A 25,814-nucleotide genomic window follows, 5' to 3' on the forward strand; every position below is an offset into this window, starting at 1 on the left:
TGGCGCGGGGCGGCTAACCCGGCGTCCTGCCGGGTTGCCCACGGATTCAAGCCTGCGTTCGGCCAGCGTGGTTTAACGGGGCGCCTAAGATCAAGATCAAGAGCGACTCGCTTCGCATCGTGGTTACGTTTGGGCGCTGCAGAGTTGTAGATACCTATGCTCATCGGGAGCAAGCCCCCTCCCACACTTGACCGAGTACATCCTTTGAAATCCGGTCAAAATGTGGGAGGGGGCTTGCCCCCGATGAGGCCCGCTCAGGCACTGCATAACTGTCAGAAGAGCACCTTCGCCACATCCGCAAAGCGCTTGGCAAAGTGCACGGTCATGCCTTCCTTCAGGTACTCCGGCAGCTCTTCAAAGCTGCCACGGTTGGGCTCCGGCAGGATCAGTTCGTGAATCTTCTGGCGCCGCGCCGCGATGACTTTTTCGCGTACTCCGCCAATCGGCAGCACATGCCCGGTCAGGGTCAGTTCGCCGGTCATGGCTACGCCTTTCTTTGGCGGCTGGTTGCGTGCCAGTGACAGCAACGCGCTGGCCATGGTCACACCGGCGCTCGGGCCGTCTTTGGGCGTGGCACCTTCCGGCACGTGCAGGTGGACGAAGGCTTCGTCGAAGAACTTCGGGTCACCGCCAAACGACTTCAGGTTCGAGCTGATGAAGCTGTAGGCGATTTCTGCGGACTCCTTCATCACTTCACCCAACTGCCCGGTGAGTTTGAAGCCGCGATTGAGCGTGTGGATGCGCGTCGCTTCGATCGGCAAGGTAGCGCCGCCCATGCTGGTCCAGGCCAGGCCGGTAATCACGCCGGTGCCGGACAGCACTTGTTCATTGCGAAATACCGGCATGCCCAGGGAGTTTTCCAGGTCCTTGTTGCCGATCTTGATCACCGAGTTCGGCTCATCCAGCAGCTTGACCACCGCCTTGCGCACCAGTTTGCCCAGTTGCTTTTCCAACTGGCGCACACCGGCTTCCCGCGCATAGCCGTCGATCAGCGCACGCAAGGCGCCGTCGCTGATGCTCAGGCTGTTTTTCGAGACGCCGGCTTTTTCCAGTTGCTTGGGCCACAGGTGGCGCTTGGCGATGGCGACTTTTTCTTCGGTGATATAGCCCGACAGGCGAATCACTTCCATACGGTCGAGCAGCGGGCCGGGAATCGAGTCCAGGGTGTTGGCGGTGCACACGAACAGTACCTTGGACAGGTCCAGGCGCAGGTCCAGGTAGTGGTCGAGGAATTCGACGTTCTGTTCCGGGTCGAGGGTTTCGAGCAGTGCCGACGCCGGGTCGCCCTGGAAGCTCTGGCCCATCTTGTCGATCTCGTCGAGCATGATTACCGGATTCATCACCTCCACGTCCTTGAGCGCCTGCACCAGCTTGCCGGGCAGGGCGCCGATGTAGGTGCGGCGATGGCCCTTGATCTCGGCCTCATCACGCATGCCGCCGACACTGAAGCGGTAGAACGGCCGGCCCAGGGATTCGGCGATGGATTTACCCACGCTGGTCTTGCCCACGCCCGGCGGGCCCACCAGCAGCACGATGGAACCGGCGACTTCGCCTTTATAGGCGCCCACCGCGAGGAATTCGAGGATACGGCTCTTGATGTCGTCCAGGCCCGCATGATGCTTGTCCAGCACCTTGCGCGCGTGTTTCAGGTCGAGTTTGTCTTCGCCATACACGCCCCAGGGTACCGAGGTGGCCCAGTCCAGGTAATTGCGCGTCACTGCGTATTCCGGCGAACCGGTCTCGAGGATCGACAGCTTGTTGAGTTCTTCGTCGATGCGTTTTTTCGCCTGGGCCGGCAGCACCTTGCCTTCCAGGCGCTGCTCGAACTGTTCGACGTCGGCGCTGCGGTCGTCCTTAGTCAGGCCCAGCTCCTGCTGGATGACCTTGAGCTGTTCCTTGAGGAAAAACTCGCGCTGGTGCTCGCCGATCTTGCGGTTCACTTCGGCGGACAGCTCTTTCTGCAGGCGCGCGACTTCGACCTCTTTGCGCAGCATCGGCAGCACTTTCTCCATGCGCTTGAGCATGGGCACGCAATCGAGCACTTCCTGCAACTCGTTACCGGTGGCCGAGGTCAGCGCGGCGGCGAAGTCGGTGAGCGGCGACGGGTCGTTGGGGCTGAAGCGGTTGAGGTAGTTCTTCAACTCTTCGCTGTACAGCGGGTTGAGCGGCAACAGTTCCTTGATCGCATTGATCAGCGCCATGCCGTAGGCCTTGACCTCGTCGGTCGGCTCGCTCGGCTGGTGCGGGTATTCCACTTCCACCAGGTACGGCGGGCGGTGATGCTTGAGCCAGGTCTTGATGCGCACGCGGGTCAGGCCCTGGGCCACGAATTGCAGTTTGCCGTTCTCGCGGCTGGCGTGGTGCACCTTGACCAGCGTGCCGTACAGCGGCAGCGCCGAGGTGTCGAAGTGGCGCGGGTCTTCGGGCGGTGTGTCCATGAAAAACAGGGCGAGGGAGTGGTGGTCGGATTTGCTCACCAGTTCCAGGGTTTCGGCCCAGGGCTCTTCGTTGACGATCACCGGCAACACTTGCGCCGGGAAAAACGGCCGGTTGTGGATCGGGATGATGTAGACCTTGTCCGGCAGGTTCTGCCCGGGCAGGGCCAGGCCGGTGTTGGACGAGGATTCAGCGTTTTCTGGGTCGGCGTAGTCGTTCAGGTCGTAATCAGGGATGTCTTGCTGGTCGCTCATGGGGCACCTGCATCAGGAAGTATGGTGCTTAGATGGGGCAGGGCAGTGGTGGTTTCAATGGTGGGGGTGAGATAGCAACATATTGCATGAAATTTTTAGAACGACGCTGGCGTCGTGTGGGAGGGGGAGCCCCCTGCCACATTTGGTCTGTGTTGGGTCAGCTGATTTTGTGCAGGTAGGCGGGCAGCGGTTGTTCGGGCAGCACCGACAACACTTTCAACCGCTGCAACATCCTTTGACTGGCCCTTTGCAAATGCTCACGCAGATTCAGCGCCGCCGCATCAAACGCACCGTGCAGCAGCAACTCCAGAATCAGTCGATGTTCGGCCAACATCGCCGGGTCGGCGCCAATCCCCAGCAACCGATAAAAAATCCGACTGATGATCATCGGGCTCTGCCCCTGTCGAATCAGCGCCGCGATCTTGCGATTCTGCAGGCCGGCCAGGCAGCGTTGGTGCAGGTCTTCCTCGATCTGCTCGATGGCCTCCAGGCTGCACTGCGCACTGTCCTGGGCGTCCAGCACGCGTTGCAGCATGGCTTCAAGCAGCTCGCGATCGAGGTTGGGCGCGCTCTGGCGCAGGGCTTCGGGCTCAAGGCAGGCGCGCAGTTCGTAGTCTTCGGTGACTTCCCGCGCGGTCAAAGGCCCGGCCAGCCATTGGGAGTAGGGCTCTTTTTCCACCAGGCCACGGTCGCGCAGGCGCATCAGCGCTTCACGCACTACCGCGCGGCTGACGCCGTAGTGGTCGGCGGCGGCTTGCTCGTCCAGGCGGTAGTGGCCGAAGGCAATGCAGGTGGACAACGCCGCGCCGATTTCCTCGACGATGCGTTCGCCCAGCGGCCGCGTGTCCACCAACTCGTCCTCGCCGTTAAGACCCAGGTGGGCATGGCTCAGGGGCAGGCGCAACGGCTCCATGGCCAGGCCTTGCGGATTGATCAGGTAGCCCCGGCCGTTGAAGCGGCAGATCAAGCCTTCGTCATGCAGCAGGTCGAGGGCCTTGCGCACCGGCACGCGGCTGGTGCCGAACAACTCGGCCAGCGGCGCTTCGAGCAACACCAGCCCATGGCGGGCGGTGCCGTTGACGATCGCGTCGCGCATCACTTTGTGAATCATCGCGTAACGGGAGGCCGAGGCGGACACTGCTTTCATTGCGTTCTCAGAGGTGGAGGGACCGTTGACCGGGGATTCTCTCATAGATGCGCCTGTCACTCTGCGCCACGTCGGCGGCACGTTTTTGGGGCTTAGAAAGTTGACCTGTTACTTTTCTGCACCAAAATGTACTTATTAATAAAAAGTACATTATTTCGTTGAAACGCATGAGTTACCGCCTGCCCAGATTTTTTACCTCGTCAAATACCCTCTACCTCGCGGTTCTGGCCGAAAAAAGCTGTCTGCGCAAAATTCGTTGAGCACAGACTGGCACGAAAGCTGCCTTTATAAAATGTACATTTTATTAATATGTACGTTTGCGAGGGTCATCCTGATGTCAGACGCCACTTCAATGGCCGAGGACTTCGCCAGTGGTCGCAGCGACCCGGTGCAAGCCCTCGAACAGGCACTCGACAAAGCCAGCCAGGTCCCGTCGGTATTCATCAGCCTGACGCCCGAGCGCGCCCGTCGTGAAGCCCAAGCCTCTGCCGCACGTTGGCGCGCCGGCCAGCCGCTGAGCATATTCGATGGCGTGCCGCTGGCCTGGAAGGACCTGTTCGACGTGGCCGGCAGCATCACCACGGCGGGCGCCGCCTACCGCCGCCATGCGCCCGTCGCGTTGCTCGATGCACCCACCGTCGGCCTGCTGTGTCGTGCCGGAATGGTCAGCGTCGGCAAGACCAACCTCAGCGAACTGGCCTATTCCGGCCTGGGCCTGAACCCCCATTTCGGCACGCCGCACAATCCCCATGGCAAGGATCAACCGCGCATCCCCGGCGGATCTTCCTCGGGGTCGGCCGTGGCCGTTGCCGCCGGCATCGTGCCCATCGCCATGGGCACCGACACCGCCGGGTCCATCCGCGTCCCCTCGGCGTTCAACGGCCTGGTGGGTTACCGCAGCAGCAGCCGGCGCTACAGCCGCGACGGCGTGTTTCCACTGGCCCACAGCCTCGACAGCCTCGGCCCGATAAGCCGCAGCGTGCGTGACGCCCTGGCCATCGACGACTTGCTGCATGGCCGCAGCCACAGCCACGTCGCCCGCAGCCTCAAGGGCCAGCGTTTCGTGCTGGCGCAGCAGAAGGTCGAACCCGCCGTGCGCAACAACCTGCTGCGCGCGGTGGAGCAGCTCAAGGCCCACGGCGCGCTGGTCGAAGAGCGCGAATGCCCGGCCTTCCAGGCGACGCTGGAGCTGATCAAAGACCATGGCTGGCTCGGCGCCTTCGAAGCCTTCGCCCTGCACCAGGCGTTGCTCGACAGCCCCGACGCCGACCGGCTCGACCCTCGCGTGCGCCGCCGCCTTGAAGCCGCGCGCTCACTGCCGGCCAGCCAACTGATTCACCTGACCGACACCCGCCGCCGCCTGCAACAGCAACTGATCGAAGACCTCGACGGCGCCGTCCTGATTACGCCGACCGTTGCCCACGTGGCCCCGCCGTTAGCCGCGCTTGAAGCTGACGATGACCTGTTCGTTCAAACCAACCTCGCCACCCTGCGCTTGACCATGCCCGGCAGTTTGCTCGACATGCCGGGCGTGACCCTGCCCAGCGGCTGCGATGCCCAGGGGCTGCCCACCGGGTTGCTGCTCAGCGTCCCGACGGGAGAAGACGCACGCCTGCTGCGCGCAGCGTTGTGCGTTGAATCCGTAATGACAATTTAAGGAGACACACCATGGCTAAAGACATCCTCTGTGCATTTGGCGTCGACGTTGACGCCGTGGCCGGCTGGCTCGGTTCCTACGGCGGTGAAGACTCGCCGGACGACATCTCCCGCGGCCTGTTCGCCGGTGAAATCGGCGCGCCACGCCTGCTCAAACTGTTCGAACGCTACGGCCTGCGCACCACCTGGTTTATCCCCGGTCACTCGATGGAAACCTTCCCCGAGCAGATGAAGGCCGTGGCCGACGCCGGCCACGAGATCGGCGTGCACGGCTACAGCCACGAAAACCCGATCGCGATGACCGCCGAGCAGGAAGAAATCGTTCTCGACAAGTCCATCGAACTGATCACCCAGGTCACCGGCAAGCGCCCCACCGGCTACGTGGCGCCGTGGTGGGAGTTCAGCAAGGTCACCAACGAACTGCTGCTGAAAAAAGGCATCAAGTACGACCACAGCCTGATGCACAACGACTTTCACCCTTACTACGTGCGCAAGGGCGATACCTGGACCAGGATCGACTACAGCCAGCACCCCGATACCTGGATGAAGCCCCTGGTGCGCGGCGAAGAAACCGACCTGGTGGAGATCCCGGCCAACTGGTACCTCGACGACCTGCCGCCGATGATGTTCATCAAGAAAGCCCCCAACAGCCACGGGTTCGTCAACCCGCGTCACCTGGAAGAAATGTGGCGCGACCAGTTCGACTGGGTCTACCGCGAACACGAACACGCCGTGTTCACCATGACCATCCACCCCGACGTGTCCGGCCGCCCGCAAGTGCTGCTGATGCTCGAGCGTCTGATCGAACACATCCAGAGCCATGCCGGCGTGCGCTTCGTCACCTTTGACGAAATTGCCGATGACTTCATCCGCCGCCAGCCGCGTACCTGAACCAGCGTCACCCTGCAGGAGCGAGCTTGCTCGCGAAGAACCAGAGAGCGCCGCGTGCATCCAGGATGCCCGCGTCATCGTTGACGATTTTCGCGAGCAAGCTCGCTCCTACAGGGTCCACCCATCCCCTTGAGGCGCGATCTATGTCCATCTACAACAAGCTTGACCTGACTGGCTGGAAACCCCGGCAGCTGACTTCCCGGGAGGTGCGCTTCGCCACCTGGATCGCGTTTTTCGCCTGGGTGTTTGCGGTGTACGACTTCATCCTGTTCGGCACCCTGCTACCGGAGATTGGCCGGCACTTTGGATGGGGTGAAGTGGAGCAGGCCGAGATCGCGACCTGGGTGGCGGTCGGCACCGCCGTGGTCGCCCTGGCCATCGGACCGATCGTGGACAAGCTGGGGCGACGCAAAGGGATTATCTTCACCGTAGCCGGTTCCGCGTTGTGCTCGGCGCTGACTGCGATAGGCGGGGCGTGGGGCAAATCGCCGCTGATCCTGATCCGTTCGCTGGGCGGCCTGGGCTATGCCGAGGAAACCGTCAACGCCACCTATCTGACCGAGCTGTACGGCGCCTCGGAAGATCCGCGGTTGACCAAGCGTCGCGGCTTTATCTACAGCCTGGTGCAGGGCGGCTGGCCGGTCGGCGCGTTGATCGCCGCCGGGTTGACCGCGCTGTTGCTGCCGATCATCGGCTGGCAGGGCTGCTTCGTTTTTGCGGCGATCCCGGCTGTCGTGATCGCGATCATGGCGCGCAAGCTCAAGGAGAGCCCGCAGTTCCAGATCCACAAACGCATCAGCCGGCTGCGTAAAAGCGGCGCGGTGAGCGACGCGCAGAACGTAGCGCAGACCTATGGCGTGGACTATGACGAGCACAGCAAGGCCGGTCTCAAGGCCGCGTTCCGTGGGCCGGCTCGCCGTGCCACGTTGGTGATCGGCGCCGCGTTGTTGCTCAACTGGGCGGCGATCCAGGTGTTCAGCGTGCTGGGGACTTCGGTGATCGTCAGCGTGCACCACATCTCGTTCGAGAACTCGCTGATCATCCTCGTGCTGTCGAACCTGGTGGGTTATTGCGGCTATTTGAGCCATGGCTGGATGGGCGACAAGATCGGCCGTCGCAACGTGATCGGCCTGGGTTGGATGCTCGGTGGTCTGTCGTTCGCCGGGATGCTGTTCGGCCCGAGCAATATGGCGATGGTGGTCGGGCTGTACAGCCTGGGCCTGTTCTTCCTGATCGGGCCGTATTCGGCGGCGCTGTTCTTTATCAGCGAGAGTTTCCCTACCAGCATCCGCGCCACCGGCGGCGCGATCATCCATGCCATGGGCCCGATTGGTGCGGTGGTCGCAGGCTTTGGTGCAACCCAGGTGCTGTCCGCCGGCAGTGACTGGCAGACCGCCGCACTGTGGTTCGGTGCCGTGCCGTGCTTCTTGTCCGGCCTGTTGATGTTTGCCGCACGCCATGTGCGTCCGGAAACCGTTCAGTAAGGAGTCAATGATGAGCCGTAAAGTTGCCTTGATTACCGGTGCCGCCAGCGGCATCGGCCAAGCCCTCGCCGTGGCCTATGCGCGCCACGGTGTGGCGGTGGTCGGCGGGTACTACCCGGCGGACCCCCATGACCCGCAGGCCACCGTCAGCCTGGTGCAGGCCGCCGGCGGCGAATGCCTGATGTTGCCGTTGGACGTGGGCGATACCGCCTCGGTGGATGCCCTGGCCGCGCAGGGCGTGCAGCATTTTGGTCGGCTGGATTACGCCGTGGCCAACGCCGGGTTGCTGCGTCGCGCGCCGTTGCTGGAGATGACCGATGCGCTGTGGGACGAGATGCTCAATGTCGACCTGACGGGGGTCATGCGCACCTTTCGCGCTGCGACGCGGCACATGCACGAAGGCGGCGCGTTGGTGGCGATTTCGTCGATTGCCGGAGGCGTGTATGGCTGGCAAGAGCATTCGCATTACGCGGCCGCCAAGGCCGGCGTGCCGGGGTTGTGCCGCTCGTTGGCGGTAGAGTTGGCGGCAAAGGGCATACGCTGTAATGCGGTAATTCCAGGGTTGATCGAGACGCCGCAGTCGCTGGATGCGAAGAACTCGCTGGGGCCGCAGGGCCTGGCGAAAGCAGCGCGTGCGATTCCGCTGGGGCGGGTAGGGCGCGCGGATGAAGTGGCTTCATTGGTGCAGTTTTTAACCAGTGATGCATCGAGTTACCTGACCGGGCAGAGCATCGTAATTGATGGTGGCCTGACCGTACGCTGGCCTGACTGACTGTACTGGCTCAAAAATGTGGGAGGGGGCTTGCCCCCGATGACGGTGGGTCAGCCACAGTTGTTTTTCTGAGCCATCGCCATCGGGGGCAAGCCCCCTCCCACATTGGAACTGTGTTTATTCGGGAGATCGTCTACATGAACCAACTCGCCCACCGCCGCGCCGTGATCACCGGCGCCGGCAGCGGCATCGGTGCCGCTATCGCCCGCGCCTACGCCGCTGAAGGCGCACGCCTGGTGCTGGCCGACCGCAACGCCGCCAGCCTCGCCGAAACCGCGATCACCTGCCGCAACCTCGGTGCCGAGGTGTTCGAATGCCTGGCTGACGTCGGCACCGTCGAAGGCGCCCAGGCCAGTGTCGACTGTTGCGTCGAGCACTTGGGCGGTATCGATATCCTGGTCAACAACGCAGGCATGCTCACCCAGGCGCGCTGCGTCGACGTGTCCATCGCGATGTGGAACGACATGCTGCGCGTCGACCTCACCAGCGTCTTCGTCGCCAGCCAGCGCGCCTTGCCGCACATGGTTGCGCAGCGTTGGGGGCGGATCATCAATGTCGCCTCGCAACTGGGGATCAAGGGCGGCGCCGAACTGACGCATTACGCCGCCGCCAAGGCCGGCGTGATTGGCTTTACCAAGTCCCTGGCGCTGGAAGTCGCCAAGGACAATGTGCTGGTCAACGCCATCGCCCCCGGCCCCATTGAGACGCCATTGGTCAGCGGCATCAGCGATGACTGGAAGCGTGCCAAGGCCAGGGAACTGCCCCTGGGCCGCTTCGGGCTGGCTGACGAAGTGGCGCCGACGGCGGTGCTGCTGGCCAGCGAGCCCGGCGGCAACCTGTTTGTCGGCCAGACCCTGGGCCCGAATTCCGGCGATGTCATGCCATGAGCGGGGTGTAGTCATGTGCGGACTCTGCGGATTGCTCGGCGAAGACCTGCACTGGAGCGACCCCCTGGGCGACGAGCTGCCCAGCCGCCGCGAACGCCTGCGCCGGATCGCGGCGATCAACCAGGTGCTGGCGGTGTTCCGGCTCAAGGTCGAAGACTTCCAGGGCGCGTCCTATCTGTTGTTGGGCGCCACCGGCAAACAGGCCCTGGCCAGCGGCCTGGATCAGCTGTGGCAGGCGGCCCAGGACATGCTCGGTCGTCCGTTGGATCCCCTCGATCCCAAACTGCTCGACCATTTGGAATGCAACCCACTGTAGGAGCGGGCTTGCCCGCGAAAAACGTCAACGATAACGCGTGCATCCTGGATAAGCGCGGTGTCCATGAGTTCATCGCGAGCAAGCTCGCTCCTGCAAGGGGCGGAGGTATAAGAAATGAGCATCGCTCTCAACGTCATCACCGGTTTTCTCGGCAGCGGCAAGACCACCTTGCTCAAGCGCCTGCTGCAGGATGAAAGCCTGGGCGACACCGCGTTGCTGATCAACGAATTCGGCGACGTCGGCATCGACCATCTGCTGGTGGAAGACATCGCGCCGGACACGGTGCTGCTGCCCAGCGGTTGCGTGTGCTGCTCGATCCGTGGCGAGCTGAAGGAGGCGCTGCTGACCTTGCTGCAACGTCGCGAGCGCGGTGAAATCCCGGCATTCAAGCGGGTGATCCTGGAAACCACCGGCCTGGCCGACCCGGCGCCCATCCTCGCCACCTTGAATAACGACGTGCAACTGCGCGGGCGTTTGCACATCGGCCTGGTGATTACCCTGGTGGACGCCAGCCACGCCGTCCTGCAGGAACGCCTGCACCCGGAATGGCTGGCCCAGGTGGCGGCGGCGGATCGTGTGTTGGTGAGCAAGACCGATCTGGCGGGCGACTGCACGGCACTGCGCGCACATTTGCGGGCACTCAATGCCGGCACGCCGATCCTCGATACCCATGCCATTCACAGCGGCGACCAACTGCTGCTTGGCGAAGGCCTGCGCAGCGCCGAACCGGCCATTGAAGTCAGCCGCTGGCAGTTGCATCAGGCCACCACGGCCAGCCACGGCACCGCGCAAGTGTGCAGCCTGACCTTCGACCAGCCTTTGGATTGGGTCGGTTTCGGGGTGTGGTTGTCGATGCTGTTAAGATGCCACGGCGAACGAATCCTTCGTGTCAAAGGACTGCTCAACGTGAACGCCAGTAACACCCCCATCGTCATTCATGGCGTGCAGCACTGCCTGCATGCGCCGGTGCATCTGCCTGCGTGGCCGGGCAGCGACCGGCAATCGCGCCTGGTGTTTATCCTGCGCGGCCTCGACCCTGCGCTGTTGCGCCGCTCCTTCGATGTGTTCTCGCGGCGGTTCGCAGCATGATCACGTTGAGGGTCCTCGGCACGTCGGTCACCTTGCTCGAATGCCTGCGCGTGCGGGCCGAGCAGGAACTGGGTATCCGCCTGGTGTATCAGGTGCACGACGTCGAACAGGCCCAGCGCATCGCGGTGATGCAGCCCGAAAGCTACGACCTGTACGACCAGTGGTTTCACAATGTCGATTTCGTGTGGCCGGCCCGGGCGATCCAACCCATCGACACCCGGCGCGTCGCGTTGTGGCACGAGATCAATGACCTGCCCAAGCGCGGACGCCTGTCGCCCGATGATCGCCTGGGCAGCGGCAGCGTGCCCAGCGAGCGGTTGTTCGTGCAGCACGATGGCAGCCTGGGCAGCACGGTTACCGAGCGCATCAGCATGCTGCCCCTGACCCACAATGCCGACAGCTTTGCCTACCGTCCCGAGCGTATGCCCGACGGGTTTTGCCACGGCAATGAAAGCTGGGGCTGGCTGTTGGACCCCGCGTGGCGTGCGCGCACGGCCTTGCAAAGCGACGCCGCCATCGGCGCCCTGGACGCCGCCTTGGCGGTGCAGGGGGCAGGGCTGGCCAGCTTCAAGGACATCGGCAACATGAGCATCGAAGAGATCGATTTGCTGGCCGACGTCCTGGTGCGCAAGCAGAAGGAAGGCCACTTTGCGGCGTTCTGGTCCGATGACGAAGAAGCCGCGCAATTGATGCTCAGCCCCAGCATCGATATCCAGAGCCTGTGGTCGCCGACCTTGATGCGCCTGCACCGCGCCGGGGTGAAATACCGCCTGGCGGTGCCACGTGAAGGCTATCGGGCCTGGTTTGGTGGGTTGTCATTATCGCGCCATGCCCAGGGCGCGGTGCTGGATGCGGCCTATGCTTACTTGAATTGGTGGCTGTCGGGCTGGCCCGGGGCGGTGATGGCTCGGCAGGGCTATTACATCGGTAATCCGGCGCGCAGTCGCGATCACTTGAACCGTGCGGAGTGGGATTACTGGTACGCGGGCAAGCCTGCGCGAGAGCAACTGCCGGGAAGCGATGGTCTGCCGCTGATCGATATTGGCGAAGTGCGCGACGGCGGCTCCTATGAACAGCGCATGGGGCATATTGCGGTATGGAATTCGGTCATGGATGAGCACAACTACCTTGTGCGGCGCTGGGGGGATTTCATGCGGGCCCGGCGAGGCTGACGCGCAGCGTCACGGGATGCATTCCCACGCGGAGCAAGGGAACGAGCCTTCAGCGGCGCAAAGAAAAGGCGGTTACCTGTTGAAGGTAACCGCCTTTTTAATACCGCCAGTCTTGCTTATTCCGGCAGTTTGAACGCCATCACGTAGTCACCCTGCTTGGTGCCCAGGGAGCCATGACCGCCGGCCACGACCAGCACGTATTGCTTGCCGTCCTTGCCGGTGTAGGTCATCGGGGTGGTTTGCGCGCCTGCAGGCAGGCGGCCTTCCCACAGTTGCTTGCCGTTTTTCACGTCATAGGCACGCAGGTACTGGTCCAGGGTGCCGCTGAGGAACGCAACGCCACCGGCGGTGGTGAACGTACCGCCCAGGCTCGGCACGCCCATGGTCAACGGGATCGGAATCGGCGAGCTGTCACGCACGGTGCCGTTCTTGTGCATCCAGATGGTCTGGTGGGTGGTCAGGTCGACCGCTGCCAAATAACCCCACGCGGGTGCCTGGCACGGCAGGCCCATTGGCGACAGCAGCGCTTCGAGGATCACGCCGTACGGCGCGCCTTTGTTTGGCTGTACGCCTTGGGTTTCGCTGACGCGCGGGCCTTGCTTGGCGATGTCGACAGCCGGGATCAGTTTCGATTTGAACGCCATGTAGCTCGGGTTCACGAAGGCGATCTGGCGCACCGGGTCAACCGAAATGCCGCCCCAGTCGAACACGCCGAAGTTGCCTGGGTACACGATCGAGCCTTGCAGCGACGGCGGGGTGAACGGGCCGTCGTAGCGCAGCGACTTGAAGTCGATCCGGCAGATCAGTTGGTCGAACGGCGTCACGCCCCACATGTCACGCTCCTTGAGGGGCGGTGGCATGAAGTTCAGGTCGGACTTGGGCTGGGTTGGCGATGTACGATCACCCGCGACAGCGCCCTGCGGCACCGGGATTTCATTGATCGGTACGACCGGTTGGCCGGTAGCGCGGTCCAGCACGTAGATGCTGCCTTGCTTGGTCGATGCCATCACTGCTTGCTTGACGCCGTCAGCAGTCTTGATATCGATCAGCGACGGCTGGCCGCCCACGTCCATGTCCCACAGGTCATGATGGGTGAACTGGAAGGTCCACTTCACATGGCCGCTGTCGATGTCCAGGGCGGTCAGGCCGGCAGCGTATTTTTCCGAGTCGTCAGTACGGTCGCCGCCGTATTGATCGGGCATCTGGTTGCCCATCGGCAGGTAGAGCATGCCGAGTTTTTCATCCACGGCGAACATGGACCACATGTTCGGCGAGTTGCGGGTGTAGGTCTTGCCTTCGGCCAACGGGGTGGTGTCGTCCGGGTTGCCGCTGTCCCAGTTCCACACCAGCTTGCCGGTGTGCACGTCGAACGCACGGATCACGCCGCTTGGCTCGTCGGTGGAAACGTTGTCGGTCACGTGACCGCCGATGACCACCAGGTTTTTGGTCACGGCCGGTGGCGAGGTGGAGTAGTAGCCGCCTGGGGCGAAGCTGCCGATGTTAGCACGCAGGTCGACCTGGCCTTTGTCACCGAAGTCTTCGCACATCTTGCCGGTGTCGGCGTTCAGGGCGATCAGACGGGTGTCGGCGGTCGGCACGAAGATGCGTTTCGGGCAGGCGTTCGGCGCGGCGGCGAGGTTGGCGCTGCCGGTCGGGCTCTGCTCGGAGGCATAGGCGGCGTCGTCGTGGTACGACACGCCACGGCAAGTCATGTGTGCCCAACCCTTGAAGTTTTCAGCACCCTGGGTGGTGATCTTCGGGTCGAAACGCCAGATTTCCTTGCCGGTGTCCGGGTCCAGGGCAATCACTTGGCTGTGCGGGGTGCACACGTACAGCATGCCGTTGACTTTCAGCGGGGTGTTTTCCGCGGTGGTTTCACCGGGATCGCCCGCGCCGGGAATGTCACCGGTACGGAAGGTCCATGCCGGCACCAGCTTGTGCGCGTTTTCCGGGGTGATCTGCGCCAGTGGCGAGTAACGGTCACCGAAGGCCGAGCGGCCATAGGAATTCCAGTCACCGTCGGCCTGGGTCGGCGCAGCGCTGGCCATACCAGGCACCGCGTCGCGGTCGAGTTGGCCGGTCTTGACCATTTCACCTGGATTAGTGAACTGGCTGGCCAGAGCGGTAGCGCCCGCCAGCACCACGGCTACGCTCAGCGCGCCCGTGCCCAGCGGCGCGGCCTGACCACGCAGCAACGGACGGCGAAACCACGGCAGCAACATGACGATGCCCAGGGCGAACAGCAGGGCCAGGCGCGGCACCAGTTGCCACCAGTCAAGGCCCACTTCCCACAGTGCCCACACGGTGCTGGCGAACAGCACCAATGCGTACAGGCCCAGCGCAGCACGGCGGGTGGCCAGCAGCAATACGCCGGTCAGGGCGATGCCGATACCGGCCAGCAGGTAATACAGCGAGCCGCCGAGCATGCTCAGCTTGACCCCACCGGCCAGCAAGGCCAGCCCCATGATCAGCAGCAAGACGCCCAGCAACCTGGGCAGCAGGCGGCTTGGGCTTGAGGCACCATCAGTGCTCATAGTGTGTTTCTCCGTTACGTTGGAATTATGTAACCCCGTGCTTCACTCACTGTAGATGACGATTCGGCACGGGCTTGGTTCATCGTTTTTTTTGGTTTTTTCTGTGGATAATCGGGTTATCCACAGGCAAGCAATAACACCCCATGCGCAGGTCTATTTCAGACAGCGCTGTCTTTGCGTACAGGGAGATTCGGCAAAATGGGTCGACCGGGAGGTGAGGCGTTTCAGATTGTTGCGAAGGATAATGCGGCGGGGCATTTTGAGAAAGGGTGAATCGCAAGATGCATCATTTCAGATTTGGTAACAGTGACAGATAGTCGCTGCCTGAATAGCCTTTGTAGGAGCGAGCTTGCTCGCGAAAAACCCACTGGCGCCGCGTGTGTTCAGGAAGCACGCGTTATCGTTGACGGTTTTCGCGAGCAAGCTCGCTCCTACAGGGGGATTTGTGGTGTGGGTTAGAAGGTGGTGCGGATGCCGAACTGCACACTGCGCCCCGGTGCCGGCGCGATGTCGCGCAGGATCGAGCTGGCATAGCGCACCGTCTGGTTGGTCAGGTTTTCACCGTTGACGAACGCCAGCCACTGGCTGCTGCCGACGTTGAAGTGGTAACCCGCGCTTGCGCCGAGGGTGGTATAGCCATCGGTGCCGCTTTCATTGCTCGGCACGCGCCCCTGGCCGGCAGCGTGTTCCACATCGATACGCGCCTGCCAACGGTCCAGTTCCCAGAGCAACCCGCTGTTCAAGCGCAGCGGCGCAATGCGCGGCAGGGCTTCGCCCGTGTCCAGGTTGGTCGCGCGGGTGTAGTCGCCCGACAGCTCCAGGGCGAACTTGCCGTAGGCGCCTTCGCCGAGTTTCCAGTGATCCTGGGCTTCGAAACCGGCGAAACGCGCGCGTACGCCGGAATAGCTGTACTCGGGAATACCGCCGGCGTCCTCTTCACCTTCGTCGTTCAACGTACGGCCAGTGCCGAGCAGGCCGATGTAATTGGAGAAGCGGCTGTAGAACACGCCGAAGCTGCCTTTATGGGTGCCGTTGTCGAAGCGCAGGGCCAGGTCGCTGGACACGGCTTTTTCCTTGGACAGGTTGGCATCGCCCAATTCGTAGGTGCCGGTGGCGACGTGGGCACCATTGGCGTACAGCTCGTAGAACGTGGGCGCACGCTCGGTGTAGCCCAACGTTGCAGCCAGTGACCAGATCGGCGTCAGGCTGTAAACCGCGCCGGAGGACAGGCTGCCTGCGGTGAAGTCACTGGCCTTGTCGGCATTGGCGAAGCGCGCGTTGCCCTTGGCATCCGGGTCGACGCTGGTGTGTTCCAGGCGCCCGCCGAGGCTGAGCTTCAGGCGTTCGCTGGCTTGCATCTCTTCAAGGATAAACAGTGCACCGGCGTTGGTGTCGGTCTGGGGCACGAAGGCTTCTTCGCCCAGGGCCGAGAACTCGTTGCGGGTCACCTGGGCGCCGACCACGCCATCGAATGGGCCGACAGGCTGGTGACGGGCTTCAACGCGGGCTTCATAGCCTTTGTTCTTGAAGGTTGTACCGGTTTCGCCACCTTCGATTTCGCGGTGTTCGTAGTCGGTATAGCCCGCGTCGAGTTTCACCGAGGTGAACGGCCCTTGCAGGTTACGGATCTCGGATGCGAAGGCGTAGTGCTCCTGCTGCATGCGGATGCGCACATCCTGCTCGGCCGGGGAGCCGTAGTTACTGTCGTAGTTGCTGTAGGACAGCCCCGCGTAGCCGTCATCCCAGGTGTAGGAACCGCCTACGGCACCGCCATCCTGGCGCCCGTCGCTGTTGCCCAGGCGGCCGTTCTTGCCGGGGCCATCCTCGGTGTCGGGGGCATGGCGGCTACGCGCAGAGCCCGGGATTTTCAGGTCGTTGAATTCCCGCGCGTTGGCGTCCAGGTGCAAGGCGAAGGTGCCGTCGCCGGCCTCCAGCTTGCCCGCGCTGCTGCGGGTGGTGTCGGCGCCGCCGTAGCGCAGTTCACCGGCACCGTGGATGCCTTCGATGGCGGCGGTGGGGATGCGGTTGTCAAAGGTATTGACCACGCCGCCGATGGCGCTGCCGCCGTACAGCAAGGCCGCCGGGCCGCGCACGATTTCAATGCGTTCGACGTTGATCGGGTCCAGCGGCACGGCATGGTCATAGGACAGCGACGATGCATCCAGCGCACCGACGCCATTGCGCAGGAGGCGAATCCGGTCACCGTCCTGGCCACGAATGATCGGCCGGCTGGCGCCCGGGCCAAAGTAGGAAGACGACACCCCCGGCTGCTTGTTCAGGGTTTCGCCAAGGCTGCCTTTTTGCTGCAGGGTCAGCTCATCGCCTTCCAGTACGGTGGTGGGCGAGGCGAGCTGTTCGTTGCCCAGGGGATTGGCGGTGATGATTTGCGGTTGCAGCTCCAGGGCGTGGCCTTCGGAGCAGATCAGCAGGGCGGCGGCGAGCGGGGACAAACGCCAGAAACAGGAGACGGACATCGGACATTCCTTGGCAGGATTTTGATAAGAGATGTTACAATATAACATCTCTTTTTAGGCTGCGAAGGGGAACTTTTGCCAAGCGGCTATATTCAATGCAGTGCTTCCACCGATACGCCCCGTCGGCTAAGGTGCGCGGCTGTGTTTCCTCTCCTGCAAAAGGCCCGGCATGACCGCGACAAGCAACGACCCACTCCACGGCGTGACCCTGCAACATGTCCTCACCACGCTGGTGGCGCATTACGAATGGAGCGGCCTGGCCGAGCGTATTGATATCCGCTGCTTCAAGAGCGATCCCAGCATCAAGTCGAGCCTGACCTTCCTGCGCAAGACCCCTTGGGCCCGTGAAAAAGTCGAAGGGTTGTACGTCAAGCTGATGCGCACCAAACGCCCGTTGGACTGAGCCCATGAAGCGTTATGTCGCAGCGGCCGCGCTCGCCGGTTGGGTGGGACTGGCGATCCAGCAATACCTGATTTTGTATTCGCGCTGGTCCAGCGGCGCGAGCCTGCTGGGCGGGTTGATCAGCTTCTTCAGTTTCTTCACGGTGCTGACCAATACGCTGGTGGTCGTGGTGCTGAGCTACGCGCTGGTCACCCGCGAATCCGCCGCCAGACGGTTCTTCCTCAAGCCCGGCATCTGCGGCGCGATTGCCACCAGCATCGTGGTGGTGAGCCTGGCCTACAACCTGCTGCTACGGCATTTATGGAGCCCCGAAGGCTTTCAGTTCATCGCCGATGAATTGCTGCATGACGTGATGCCGCTGCTGTTTCTGATCTACTGGTGGCGCTGCGTGCCCAAAGGCACCTTGCAGCTCAAGCACATCGCCGGGTGGGTGATTTACCCCGTGGCGTATTTTGGTTATGTGCTGCTGCGCGGGCATTTGCTTGGGCAGTATCAGTACCCGTTCATGGACGTGGACAGCCTGGGTTATCCACAGGTGTTCGTGAATGCCGGGGGGATTTTGCTGGGGTTCATCGTCATTGCGCTGGCGTTAGTGGGGCTGGATAAACGCCTCAAACCACGCTCGATTTAAAGTGGGCACGATCAATGTCTGTAGGAGCGAGCTTGCTCGCGAAACAGTCACAGGCACCGCGCTCATTCAGAAAGTACGCGTTATCGTTGACGTTTTTCGCGAGCAAGCTCGCTCCTACAGAGGGCGGTGTACGCTTAACTGACTGGCATCAGGGCAAGCCGCCTCCCACAGGTTAATCTTCGTCGCTGCCTTCCGCGCGCCAGTAGCCCACGGCCTTGAGGTATTCCTCGTTGACCTTGTGCGTCTCCAGCAATACCCGCCGCACCTGGCGCGACACCTTGGTTTCGGTCGCGACAAAGCTGTACAGCGTGCCGCCGGGCAGCGTCAGGTTGCGTACCACGTCGAGCAGGTCGTCCTGGCCACGCAGCACCCAAATGATTTCAACATCCGCCGCACTTTCCAGTGTCTGTTGCTCGGCGGCATCGGCAATTTCAATCACCGCCAGCACCTTGCGCCCGGCGGGTAATTCTTCCAGGCGTCGCCCAATGGCGGGCAGGGCGGTTTCATCGCCGATCAGCAGGTAGCTGTCGAAGATATCCGGCACGATCATCGAGCCCCGTGGCCCACCGATATGCAGGTGCTGGCCGACTTGCGCCTGCTCGGCCCAGGTCGACGCCGGGCCGTCGCCGTGCAGCACGAAGTCGATATCCAGTTCGCCAATGCCCAGGTCGAAACGCCGTGGCGTGTAATCGCGCATTGCAGGTTGCGGGCCGTCGCCCTTGATGCTGAAGGTCGGGCTTTCCAGCGCGGCTTGCTCGGCGGCGTTCTGCGGGAACAGCAGCTTGATGTGATCATCACTGCCCAGGCTGACAAACCCTGCCAGTTCCGGCCCACCCAGCGTAATGCGGCGCATGCGTGGGGTGATATCCACTACTCGCAGTACCTGCAGGCGGCGGCGTTTGATCTCGTGGGTGACGCGATGGATGGTGTGTGTGTTCATTGATCTCTCCCGTCGGCAATGGCTTGAGCGGTGCGATTGAGCAGCGCCGCGACACGAACGATTTCTTCCGGGCTCCAGCGCCCGTGGTGCGAATGCAGGGCATGGCGCAGGTTGTGCACCGCCTCGTGAATTTCCGGTGGGCGGTCGTGGCCGCGCAGCGAGCGTTTGCTGACGTCGATGCGCATGCGCACGCCGTCCAGGGCAACGGCTTGCTCGTTAAGAAAGAGACGACCGGCGTCGGTGATTGTGTAGTGTTTTTTCCCGCCCTGGGCGTCACCGCTGATCAACTCGCTCTCTTCGAGGAAGGTCAGGGTGGGATAGATCACGCCGGGACTGGGGCTGTACGCACCGTCGAAGAGGTTTTCGATGCGGCGGATCAGGTCGTAGCCATGGCAGGGTTGCTCGGCGATCAGCGCCAGCAGCAACAGCTTCAGGTCGCCTGGGGCGAAAACCCGTGGGCCGCGACCGCCGCGTTTTTCAAAGTCACCGCGATGTTCAGGCTTCATGATGGTCCTCCTCTGTTAGATATAACTTAAGATATATCTTGTGGCGTGCGCCAGCCTCTGCCGACCAGCGGTCAGGGCCAGGTTGGCGCACGGCCTGCAACGGCCTTTAGTTGAAAGCTGCTTGGAGGATAATCAAATTAGAGTTATAACTTTAATTAGAGTTGGTGCTCGAATATGCGCCGATACACCTGAGTATCTGACATTTAGTTATTTGTGTAGTGCACGTTCGTTCGAGGATTAACGCACTCTGTATTATGCGCATGTAGTTCAATTCCTACGGACACTTTTAAAGTTTTGGCAAAATGCCATCTTTTTCACGCGGCGCCTGTTTACAAGGGCTACGCGTATATTGGAATGCGCCTGCATACCTGCTTTTAGTTTGGGTCGATTATTGCCTGGCAGCGTACGGTGCAACTAACCGGCGCGGTTGTTCGTTGTTCGAGGATGCTCTTGGCGACGAAAAAATCAATAAGTTTTCCAACTACAGGTATTGACTCCATGTTCAAAAAGTTTGCTGTTGCTGCCCCTCTGGCTATTCTGGCCCTGTCTTCCTCGGTAACAGCCTTTGCTGCCGGAGAAGCCAGCCATACCGTCAACATCAAGGCGACTATCCCGACCACCGTTTTCCACGCACAACCGCGTGACCCGAACTGGGGTCGTGATGAAACCATGACCTATAACCTGGTCAGCGGCGAGCTGGCGCCCCTGAGCGCGATCTACGACATCAAGAACACCAACGGTTCGGTACACGCCTACATCGAAGGCGGCCCGGCTGTACTGTTCAATGGTGACGCTGCGCAGAACATCGCGCTCACCACCAGCCTCAACGGCGTCACCCTGACCGGCACGCCTCAGGAAGTGGTCAACGAAGCCGACTCCACCCCAGGCGTGGGCGCCGAAATGCGCATCGTCGCGGCCAAGCCTACCGCCACTCAACGCGGCTCCTACACCGCAGTGATGCCGGTGGTATTCGACGCCGTATTGCCGACGCTTTGATGCCAATGCATGCCCGTTGACCACGGGCATTTGCTTGCAGGTCGGCTGATTTCCTTCTCTGTCCGCCGACCTGATTTTTTCTCTCTTGGCATTCAGGGTATCCGTTCATGTTTCCGATGACGCCTATCGCGGCTGCGCTTGTGCTGCTGATGTGTACGAGTGCGTTGGCGGCACCTGCTGCTTCCGGCGCTGCAACCCCCGGCAGTTTGATCGCCCAGGCCCAAGGCCTGCCCGCGGGGTTCAGCGATCACTTTTTCGACGTGCCGCTGGCGGTGCGCGTGGATCTCGATCGGCAACTGCTGGGCGAGGCGCTGATCGTCTTGTCGCGGGATGACCGTGTGACCCTGCTCGAATTTACCGATACCGGCGACAGCAAAGTCCCGGCCGCCACCCGTGATACCTGGCAGGCGCTGCTGGAGAACGGCGTGGCATTGGGCGCCTGCACCCAGACCTGCCCGGAGAAGATGATCTCGGCGTTCTACAACCTGGAAAACTCCCAGCTCGCGATCCTCACCCAGGACGTCGAACGCAGTGATGACACCCCGCGCTTCTACGACCAGCCGCAAGGCGGCAGCCTCGGGTTGATCATCAACAACCAGCTCAACCTCAACGGCAGCCAGGAAGACAGCCTGGGCGGACGCTACGGCTTGCAAGCCAGTTCAAGCCTCGGCAACTGGAGCCAGGTGCTCAACCTGCAACTGGCGCGGCAAAGTGGCGATGAGGAACAAGTACGCCATGCGATCCATGAGCTGTATACCCAGCGTGAACTGGAAGGGCAGTTTTTCCGCCTCGGCCACTTCACCCCCAATTCCGATGGCCTGACCCGTCAACTGCGCAGCTTCGGTGCCAGCCCCGATACGGCGGTGGGCCTGATGTATGGCAGTTCCGACAGCCTGGCCATCAACAACTCCAAACCCAGCGTGTATCCGATCTACGTAACCGCCAACCGCCAGGCAGCGGTTGAGATCTACCGCAACGGCTTGTTGATCAACACCCAGGCCGTGGCGGCCGGGCTGCAAACCCTGGATACCCGGCCACTGCCCGGCGGCATCTATGAGGTTGAAGTGCGCCTGGTGGAGGACGGCCTGACGACCAGCACCACCCAGGAACTGGTGTACAAACCCAGCAACTGGCGCAACGCCGAAGACCGCTGGCGCTACAACGTATTTGCCGGACGCGAGACCAAGCTCCTCAGCAACTGGGATGAGCAGGCCTCGGGCGCGGTGACGGCCGGAGCGTCGCTCAATTACCTGGTGCACCCGCGCGTGATCCTCGGCCTGTCGGCCCGCCAGGTGCGCGAGCAGCTGCAATACGGCGGGTCGATGGACTGGACGGTGGCCAACAACACCAGCGTCTATGCCAACCTGTACCAGACCCAGGAACATGGCACCGGCCTGGACCTGCAAGGGCTCTACACCCTGGGCTCGACCAACCTGGTGTTCAGCCATAACCGCAGCTGGCTGGACACCCGTGACACGTACGAAACCCTACCGGATGGTACGCGCCTGCGCCGCAATACCTTCGTGGGCGAGGCCAGCAACACCGCGTTGTCGGTCAACCACCGGCTCGACGCGAAAAACACCCTGAACATGCGCCTGTCCCACAGTGAGGGCAATATCGAGGGGGCCGGGCTGGACCTGGGCTGGAGTCGCCACGACAACCTGTTCGGCAGCGACGCCAACTGGCGATTCTCGGTGTTCGACCGGCCCGGCAGCGCCGGCACCAACGACGCGCGCAATCGTGGCGTGGATGTGAGCGTGAGTGTCAACCTGGGCACTGAAGGCCGGCAGATTTCCGGCAGCATCGGCACCCGCACGGCCCGAGACGGCGGGCGCGACAACAATGCCTCGGTGACGGTGCGCCAGGACCTCACCGACCACATGCTGCAAAGCGTCTCCGCGACCGCCATCACCGATACCTACGGCGTTGGCCTGTCGGGCATGGCCAGCTTCAATACCAGCGCGGTCAGCGGTGACGGCTTTGTGCAGCGCAGCTCCTTCAACGGTGACCTCAGTGGTGGCTTGAACCTCAACAGCACCTTCGTTGCCGGTGCCGGCAAGATGTTGCTGAGCAGCCAGTACCAGGGTAACGGTGCGGGGATGATCATCGACGTTGAAACCGACCTTGACGCAATCGAACTGCGCGCCGACGACCTCGGTGGTGGCGGTGCGATCCTGCGGCCGGGGCGCAACTACGTGCCGGTCTCGGCCTACAAGAGCAGCAGCGTGAGTTTCGACTTTGAAGGCAACCACCCGCCGGCGGCCAATATTCAACCAACCCGCGCCAGCTATCACCTGAACAAGGGCGGTGTGGACTATCGAAAGATTACCGTGATGAAAACCGTCACTGTGCTTGGCCGGTTGCTGGACGAACGCGGTACACCGCTCAAGGGGCATCACGTGATCAATCACGCCAGCCGTGGGGTCAGCGAGGTGGACGGATTTTTCTCGATGGAAATGAGTTCCAGCGCGCCCACCTTGCAAGTGCGCTACCAAAACCAGCTGCTTTGCCAGTTTCGTTTGGACCCAAGCAATGCGCCGAACGAAAACGACGTGTTGATGATTGGTGACTTGCGCTGCACGCCGGACACCTTGGCCGAAGCGACCTATCACGCCGAAACCGCCGGTTGACGGCGGTTGAAACTGGAGTTCATGACCTTGATTACCGCAACCAAAAAACGCCTGGGCCTGTGTGCGTTAGCGCTGGCTCTAGGCGCTTACAGCCTGCCGGCGCTGGCTATTGTCGAGCAGATCACGGCGGTGTTTCGCCCCGATCCGGCCAACCCGACGAACAACAAATTCGTCAACACCACGCCGCAAAGTGGCTTATGTCCCTGGCACGTTCCAGCCAAGTGCGAGGCGGTCAATACCTTCAGTATTCGTAACACTGCGTTCCGGGCCTATTCCAATGGGCCAATACCGGCGTTCCCCGAGGATCCACGCCAGAGTGCTTATTTCAAGGTGCCGTCGGCCTTTCGCGACCTGCAAGTGAAACACGCCGTTACCGGTCGCACGGAGACGGTGCAGATGCGTATTGCCGGTATCGGTGGCCGGTGGAATGTTTCCTACCCTCCGGGCGTGTCCGGCTGGGCGACGCCAGGTGTGGGTTGGAGCACTTATTGGCGAGGGGCGCCCGCACCGTGTATGCCGATCAATTACATTGCGGCAGGAGCCGCGTTCGCGTTGTTTTTCTGGATCGTCCCGGAGAACGCCGGCGCCTGCAGCGTCACCAACGGTGTGGAGATTCCGCGGTTGAGCTACAGCTCGCTTGAGTACGGTTATGAACTCAAGACGCCAAACCCGTTGGGCATGGACGCCGGTACCTATGAAGGCTCCATCACCTACACCATGGGGCCGGGCGGTGATATGGATTTCGGCAACGCCATGATCCCCGACGAAACGGCCCTGACCTTCAATTTCATCCTGTCGGTGGAACACGTGCTCAAGGTCGACCTGCCGGCCGGCGCCAATCGCGTCGAGCTGCTCCCCGAGGGCGGCTGGCAAGCCTGGCTCAACCAGGGGCGGCGCCCGTCGCGATTGTGGCGCGACCAGACCTTTGCGATTTCCGCCAGCTCACGTTTCAAGATGACCCTTGAGTGTGGCCTGGTCATCGGCAACACCTGCGGCCTGCGCAACAGCGACGGTGACGAAGTGCCGCTGCAAGTGGCCGTGAGCCTGCCCTATGGCTTGCGTGACCAGCACGACCAAGGCGTCAACAAGCTGCCCCTGCGCCTCGACGGCGTGGGCACCGAACTGTTCCAGCCAACGCAATACTTGAACAACCGCGAGGGCAAGTTGCATTTCGAAGTGGCCAGGGATGACGTCGCCGACATGCTCAAAAAGCCCGGCAGTACCTATTCCGGCGTGGCCACGGTGATCTGGGATTCGGAAGTCTAGCGGGCATTACCCGCATATCGGCTCCCGCAGCGGGCGGTGAGCCGCGTTCAATCAATGAGGCGTAAGCAAACATGAAACATGCAGTGTTAGGGGCTGGGCTGTTGCTCATGTCGTGGGCGGCGCAGGCCGGGCCGGCGATCAATGTCGGCGTGGTGTACGACTACCTGGAAGGCGACCGCAGTTCTTATCTCAAGCGAGTGTTCAATGGGGGCACCAGCACCGCCTTTATCAAGGTCAATGTGCTGGAGATCGTCTACAGCGCCGACGGCACGTCCAGGGAAGTCCCGGTCGCCTCCCTGACCGACGACAAGGGTGGCGCCACCAGCCGCGACGGTCTGATGGCCAGCCCGGCGCGGCTGATCGTCCCGGCGGGCGGGCGCCAGGGCACCCGTCTGCTGTACATGGGCCAGCGCGACAAAGAGCGTTACTTCCGGGTGCGCTTCATCCCGGTAATACCGGAAAAGGACGACGACTTTGCCGTCACCGACGTCGAGCGTGACGCGTACAGAAAGGACTTGGCGGCCGGGGTCAACATCATGGCCGGCTACGGCACCGTGTTTTTCGTGCGACCCAAGGACACCCGCTTCGATACGAAGGTTGTCGAGACAGCCAGCCAGTACACCCTGCGCAATGCCGGAAACAGTGTGGTGGTGCTCGACGAATTCCGGGACTGTTCGGTGACGCAAAAAACCGACTGCGAAGCCACCACCAAGCACCACATCCTGCCGGGCCGTCAGTGGATGCTGGAGAAGAAACCCGGCCGTGAGTACCGCTTCCAGATGATTGAAGGCCGCGACAAAAAACCGATGACGGTCAACAGCAACGGGTGATGACAATGTTCAAGCAACTGACGGTATGGGCGGCGTTGATCGCAACGTTGTCCATCGGCGGGCAGGCACAGGCGTTTCAGGAGCGCCACAGTTTTGAGGTGTCGGTGACTATCCCTGTTCATGAGGCCTACGTGTTGCCCTCCGAACCCGACTGGATGGGGCAGGACCAGGTGCTGGCATGGGACCTGGCCACCTCCAGGCTCGGGCGCCTGCGCAAGAACTTCGACGTGAAGAACCTCAATGGCGGCGTGGCCGCGCGCCTGGGGGACACGCCCTATCTGGTGAGCGGCCGCGACCGTATTGATTTGCGCGTGCTGTTCAACCGGGTGCCCCTGACCCTGGACTCGACCCGGGTACTCAGCGCCGACGAGGCGGGCATGGGCCGGCGCGTCGAGCTGGAGATTGCTCCAATCGAGCCCGAGGGGGGCTACCAGGGCGGGGCCTACTACGGCACGGTGCACCTGATGTTTGATTTTCTGGCACCCTGACCGTTCGGTTCC

At 62.2% G+C, this 25,814-nt stretch carries 21 protein-coding genes; 15 read left to right on the forward strand and 6 right to left on the reverse strand.

The window, feature by feature from the left end; genetic code table 11:
* Positions 1-272 precede the first annotated feature (272 nt).
* Together lon and BFP96_RS24885 are read right to left on the reverse strand one after the other, a co-directional pair.
* A complete protein-coding gene (lon, locus tag BFP96_RS24880) occupies positions 273-2,690 on the reverse strand; it encodes an endopeptidase La (RefSeq protein WP_065894853.1) in 2,418 nt (805 codons plus the stop codon).
* A 157-nt stretch (positions 2,691-2,847) separates the two neighbouring features.
* Positions 2,848-3,837 carry a GntR family transcriptional regulator gene (locus BFP96_RS24885; protein WP_065937203.1) on the reverse strand — a complete coding sequence of 330 codons (990 nt, stop codon included), beginning with the start codon at positions 3,835-3,837 and terminating at the stop codon, positions 2,848-2,850.
* Positions 3,838-4,171: 334 nt separating this feature from the next.
* Between BFP96_RS24885 and BFP96_RS24890 the strand changes: the two genes are divergently transcribed.
* The 8 genes from BFP96_RS24890 (at position 4,172) to BFP96_RS24925 (ending at position 12,104) form a co-directional block, all read left to right on the forward strand.
* A complete protein-coding gene (locus tag BFP96_RS24890; protein WP_065937204.1) occupies positions 4,172-5,494 on the forward strand; it encodes an amidase in 1,323 nt (440 codons plus the stop codon).
* Between the two features lie 11 nt (positions 5,495-5,505).
* Positions 5,506-6,384, forward strand: a complete 879-nt coding sequence (locus tag BFP96_RS24895; RefSeq protein WP_065894856.1) for a polysaccharide deacetylase family protein — start codon at positions 5,506-5,508, stop codon at positions 6,382-6,384.
* A gap of 143 nt (positions 6,385-6,527) precedes the next feature.
* Positions 6,528-7,868 carry an MFS transporter gene (locus tag BFP96_RS24900; RefSeq protein ID WP_065937205.1) on the forward strand — a complete coding sequence of 447 codons (1,341 nt, stop codon included), beginning with the start codon at positions 6,528-6,530 and terminating at the stop codon, positions 7,866-7,868.
* A gap of 10 nt (positions 7,869-7,878) precedes the next feature.
* Positions 7,879-8,640, forward strand: coding sequence for an SDR family NAD(P)-dependent oxidoreductase (locus BFP96_RS24905; RefSeq protein WP_065885942.1), 762 nt, complete (start codon positions 7,879-7,881; stop codon positions 8,638-8,640).
* A 137-nt stretch (positions 8,641-8,777) separates the two neighbouring features.
* Entirely contained in the window at positions 8,778-9,527 is a 750-nt protein-coding gene (locus BFP96_RS24910) for an SDR family NAD(P)-dependent oxidoreductase (RefSeq protein ID WP_065894858.1), read from the forward strand.
* Positions 9,528-9,540: 13 nt separating this feature from the next.
* Positions 9,541-9,843, forward strand: coding sequence for a hypothetical protein (locus BFP96_RS24915; protein ID WP_065937206.1), 303 nt, complete (start codon positions 9,541-9,543; stop codon positions 9,841-9,843).
* 114 nt (positions 9,844-9,957) lie between these two features.
* Positions 9,958-10,932 (forward strand): CobW family GTP-binding protein, encoded by a 975-nt coding sequence (locus tag BFP96_RS24920; RefSeq protein ID WP_065937207.1) that lies wholly within the window; start codon positions 9,958-9,960, stop codon positions 10,930-10,932.
* Complete coding sequence (locus BFP96_RS24925) at positions 10,929-12,104, forward strand: ABC transporter substrate-binding protein (protein WP_065895717.1); 1,176 nt, start codon at positions 10,929-10,931, stop codon at positions 12,102-12,104. Before BFP96_RS24920 ends, BFP96_RS24925 begins: the two co-directional genes overlap by 4 nt.
* Positions 12,105-12,220: 116 nt before the next feature.
* On the opposite strand, the gene BFP96_RS24930 is transcribed toward BFP96_RS24925, so the two are convergent.
* A complete protein-coding gene (locus BFP96_RS24930; protein ID WP_065937208.1) occupies positions 12,221-14,638 on the reverse strand; it encodes a glucose/quinate/shikimate family membrane-bound PQQ-dependent dehydrogenase in 2,418 nt (805 codons plus the stop codon).
* Positions 14,639-15,093: 455 nt separating this feature from the next.
* Positions 15,094-17,112: a TonB-dependent receptor gene (locus BFP96_RS24935; RefSeq protein ID WP_065937209.1), complete on the reverse strand. Its 2,019-nt coding sequence runs from the start codon at positions 17,110-17,112 to the stop codon at positions 15,094-15,096.
* A gap of 169 nt (positions 17,113-17,281) precedes the next feature.
* On the opposite strand from BFP96_RS24935, the gene BFP96_RS24940 reads away from it, so the two are divergent.
* Complete coding sequence (locus BFP96_RS24940; protein ID WP_065885949.1) at positions 17,282-17,515, forward strand: VF530 family protein; 234 nt, start codon at positions 17,282-17,284, stop codon at positions 17,513-17,515.
* Positions 17,516-17,519: 4 nt separating this feature from the next.
* Entirely contained in the window at positions 17,520-18,146 is a 627-nt protein-coding gene (locus tag BFP96_RS24945; RefSeq protein ID WP_065937210.1) for a Pr6Pr family membrane protein, read from the forward strand.
* A gap of 172 nt (positions 18,147-18,318) precedes the next feature.
* Here the strand turns inward: BFP96_RS24945 and BFP96_RS24950 are convergent, their stop codons facing one another.
* Together BFP96_RS24950 and BFP96_RS24955 are read right to left on the reverse strand one after the other, a co-directional pair.
* Complete coding sequence (locus BFP96_RS24950) at positions 18,319-19,086, reverse strand: siderophore-interacting protein (RefSeq protein WP_065937211.1); 768 nt, start codon at positions 19,084-19,086, stop codon at positions 18,319-18,321.
* Positions 19,083-19,592: a PadR family transcriptional regulator gene (locus BFP96_RS24955; RefSeq protein WP_065895712.1), complete on the reverse strand. Its 510-nt coding sequence runs from the start codon at positions 19,590-19,592 to the stop codon at positions 19,083-19,085. Before BFP96_RS24955 ends, BFP96_RS24950 begins: the two co-directional genes overlap by 4 nt.
* A gap of 498 nt (positions 19,593-20,090) precedes the next feature.
* Here BFP96_RS24955 and BFP96_RS24960 point away from each other — a divergent pair, with 498 nt between their 5' ends.
* From BFP96_RS24960 to BFP96_RS24980, 5 genes are all read left to right on the forward strand, one after another.
* Positions 20,091-20,588: a CS1 type fimbrial major subunit gene (locus BFP96_RS24960; protein WP_065895711.1), complete on the forward strand. Its 498-nt coding sequence runs from the start codon at positions 20,091-20,093 to the stop codon at positions 20,586-20,588.
* Positions 20,589-20,695: 107 nt separating this feature from the next.
* Complete coding sequence (locus tag BFP96_RS24965) at positions 20,696-23,218, forward strand: CS1-pili formation C-terminal domain-containing protein (protein ID WP_065895710.1); 2,523 nt, start codon at positions 20,696-20,698, stop codon at positions 23,216-23,218.
* Between the two features lie 21 nt (positions 23,219-23,239).
* Positions 23,240-24,484: a hypothetical protein gene (locus tag BFP96_RS24970; RefSeq protein WP_065937212.1), complete on the forward strand. Its 1,245-nt coding sequence runs from the start codon at positions 23,240-23,242 to the stop codon at positions 24,482-24,484.
* A 71-nt stretch (positions 24,485-24,555) separates the two neighbouring features.
* A complete protein-coding gene (locus BFP96_RS24975; RefSeq protein WP_065894868.1) occupies positions 24,556-25,314 on the forward strand; it encodes a pilus assembly protein in 759 nt (252 codons plus the stop codon).
* Positions 25,315-25,319: 5 nt separating this feature from the next.
* The gene (locus BFP96_RS24980; RefSeq protein ID WP_065898235.1) at positions 25,320-25,802 is read left to right on the forward strand and encodes a CS1 type fimbrial major subunit; all 483 of its coding nucleotides are present in this window, start codon (positions 25,320-25,322) and stop codon (positions 25,800-25,802) included.
* The last annotated feature ends 12 nt before the right edge of the window (positions 25,803-25,814 follow it).

Source organism: Pseudomonas sp. 34 E 7 (assembly GCF_900005715.1).
Taxonomy (GTDB): domain Bacteria; phylum Pseudomonadota; class Gammaproteobacteria; order Pseudomonadales; family Pseudomonadaceae; genus Aquipseudomonas; species Aquipseudomonas orientalis_A.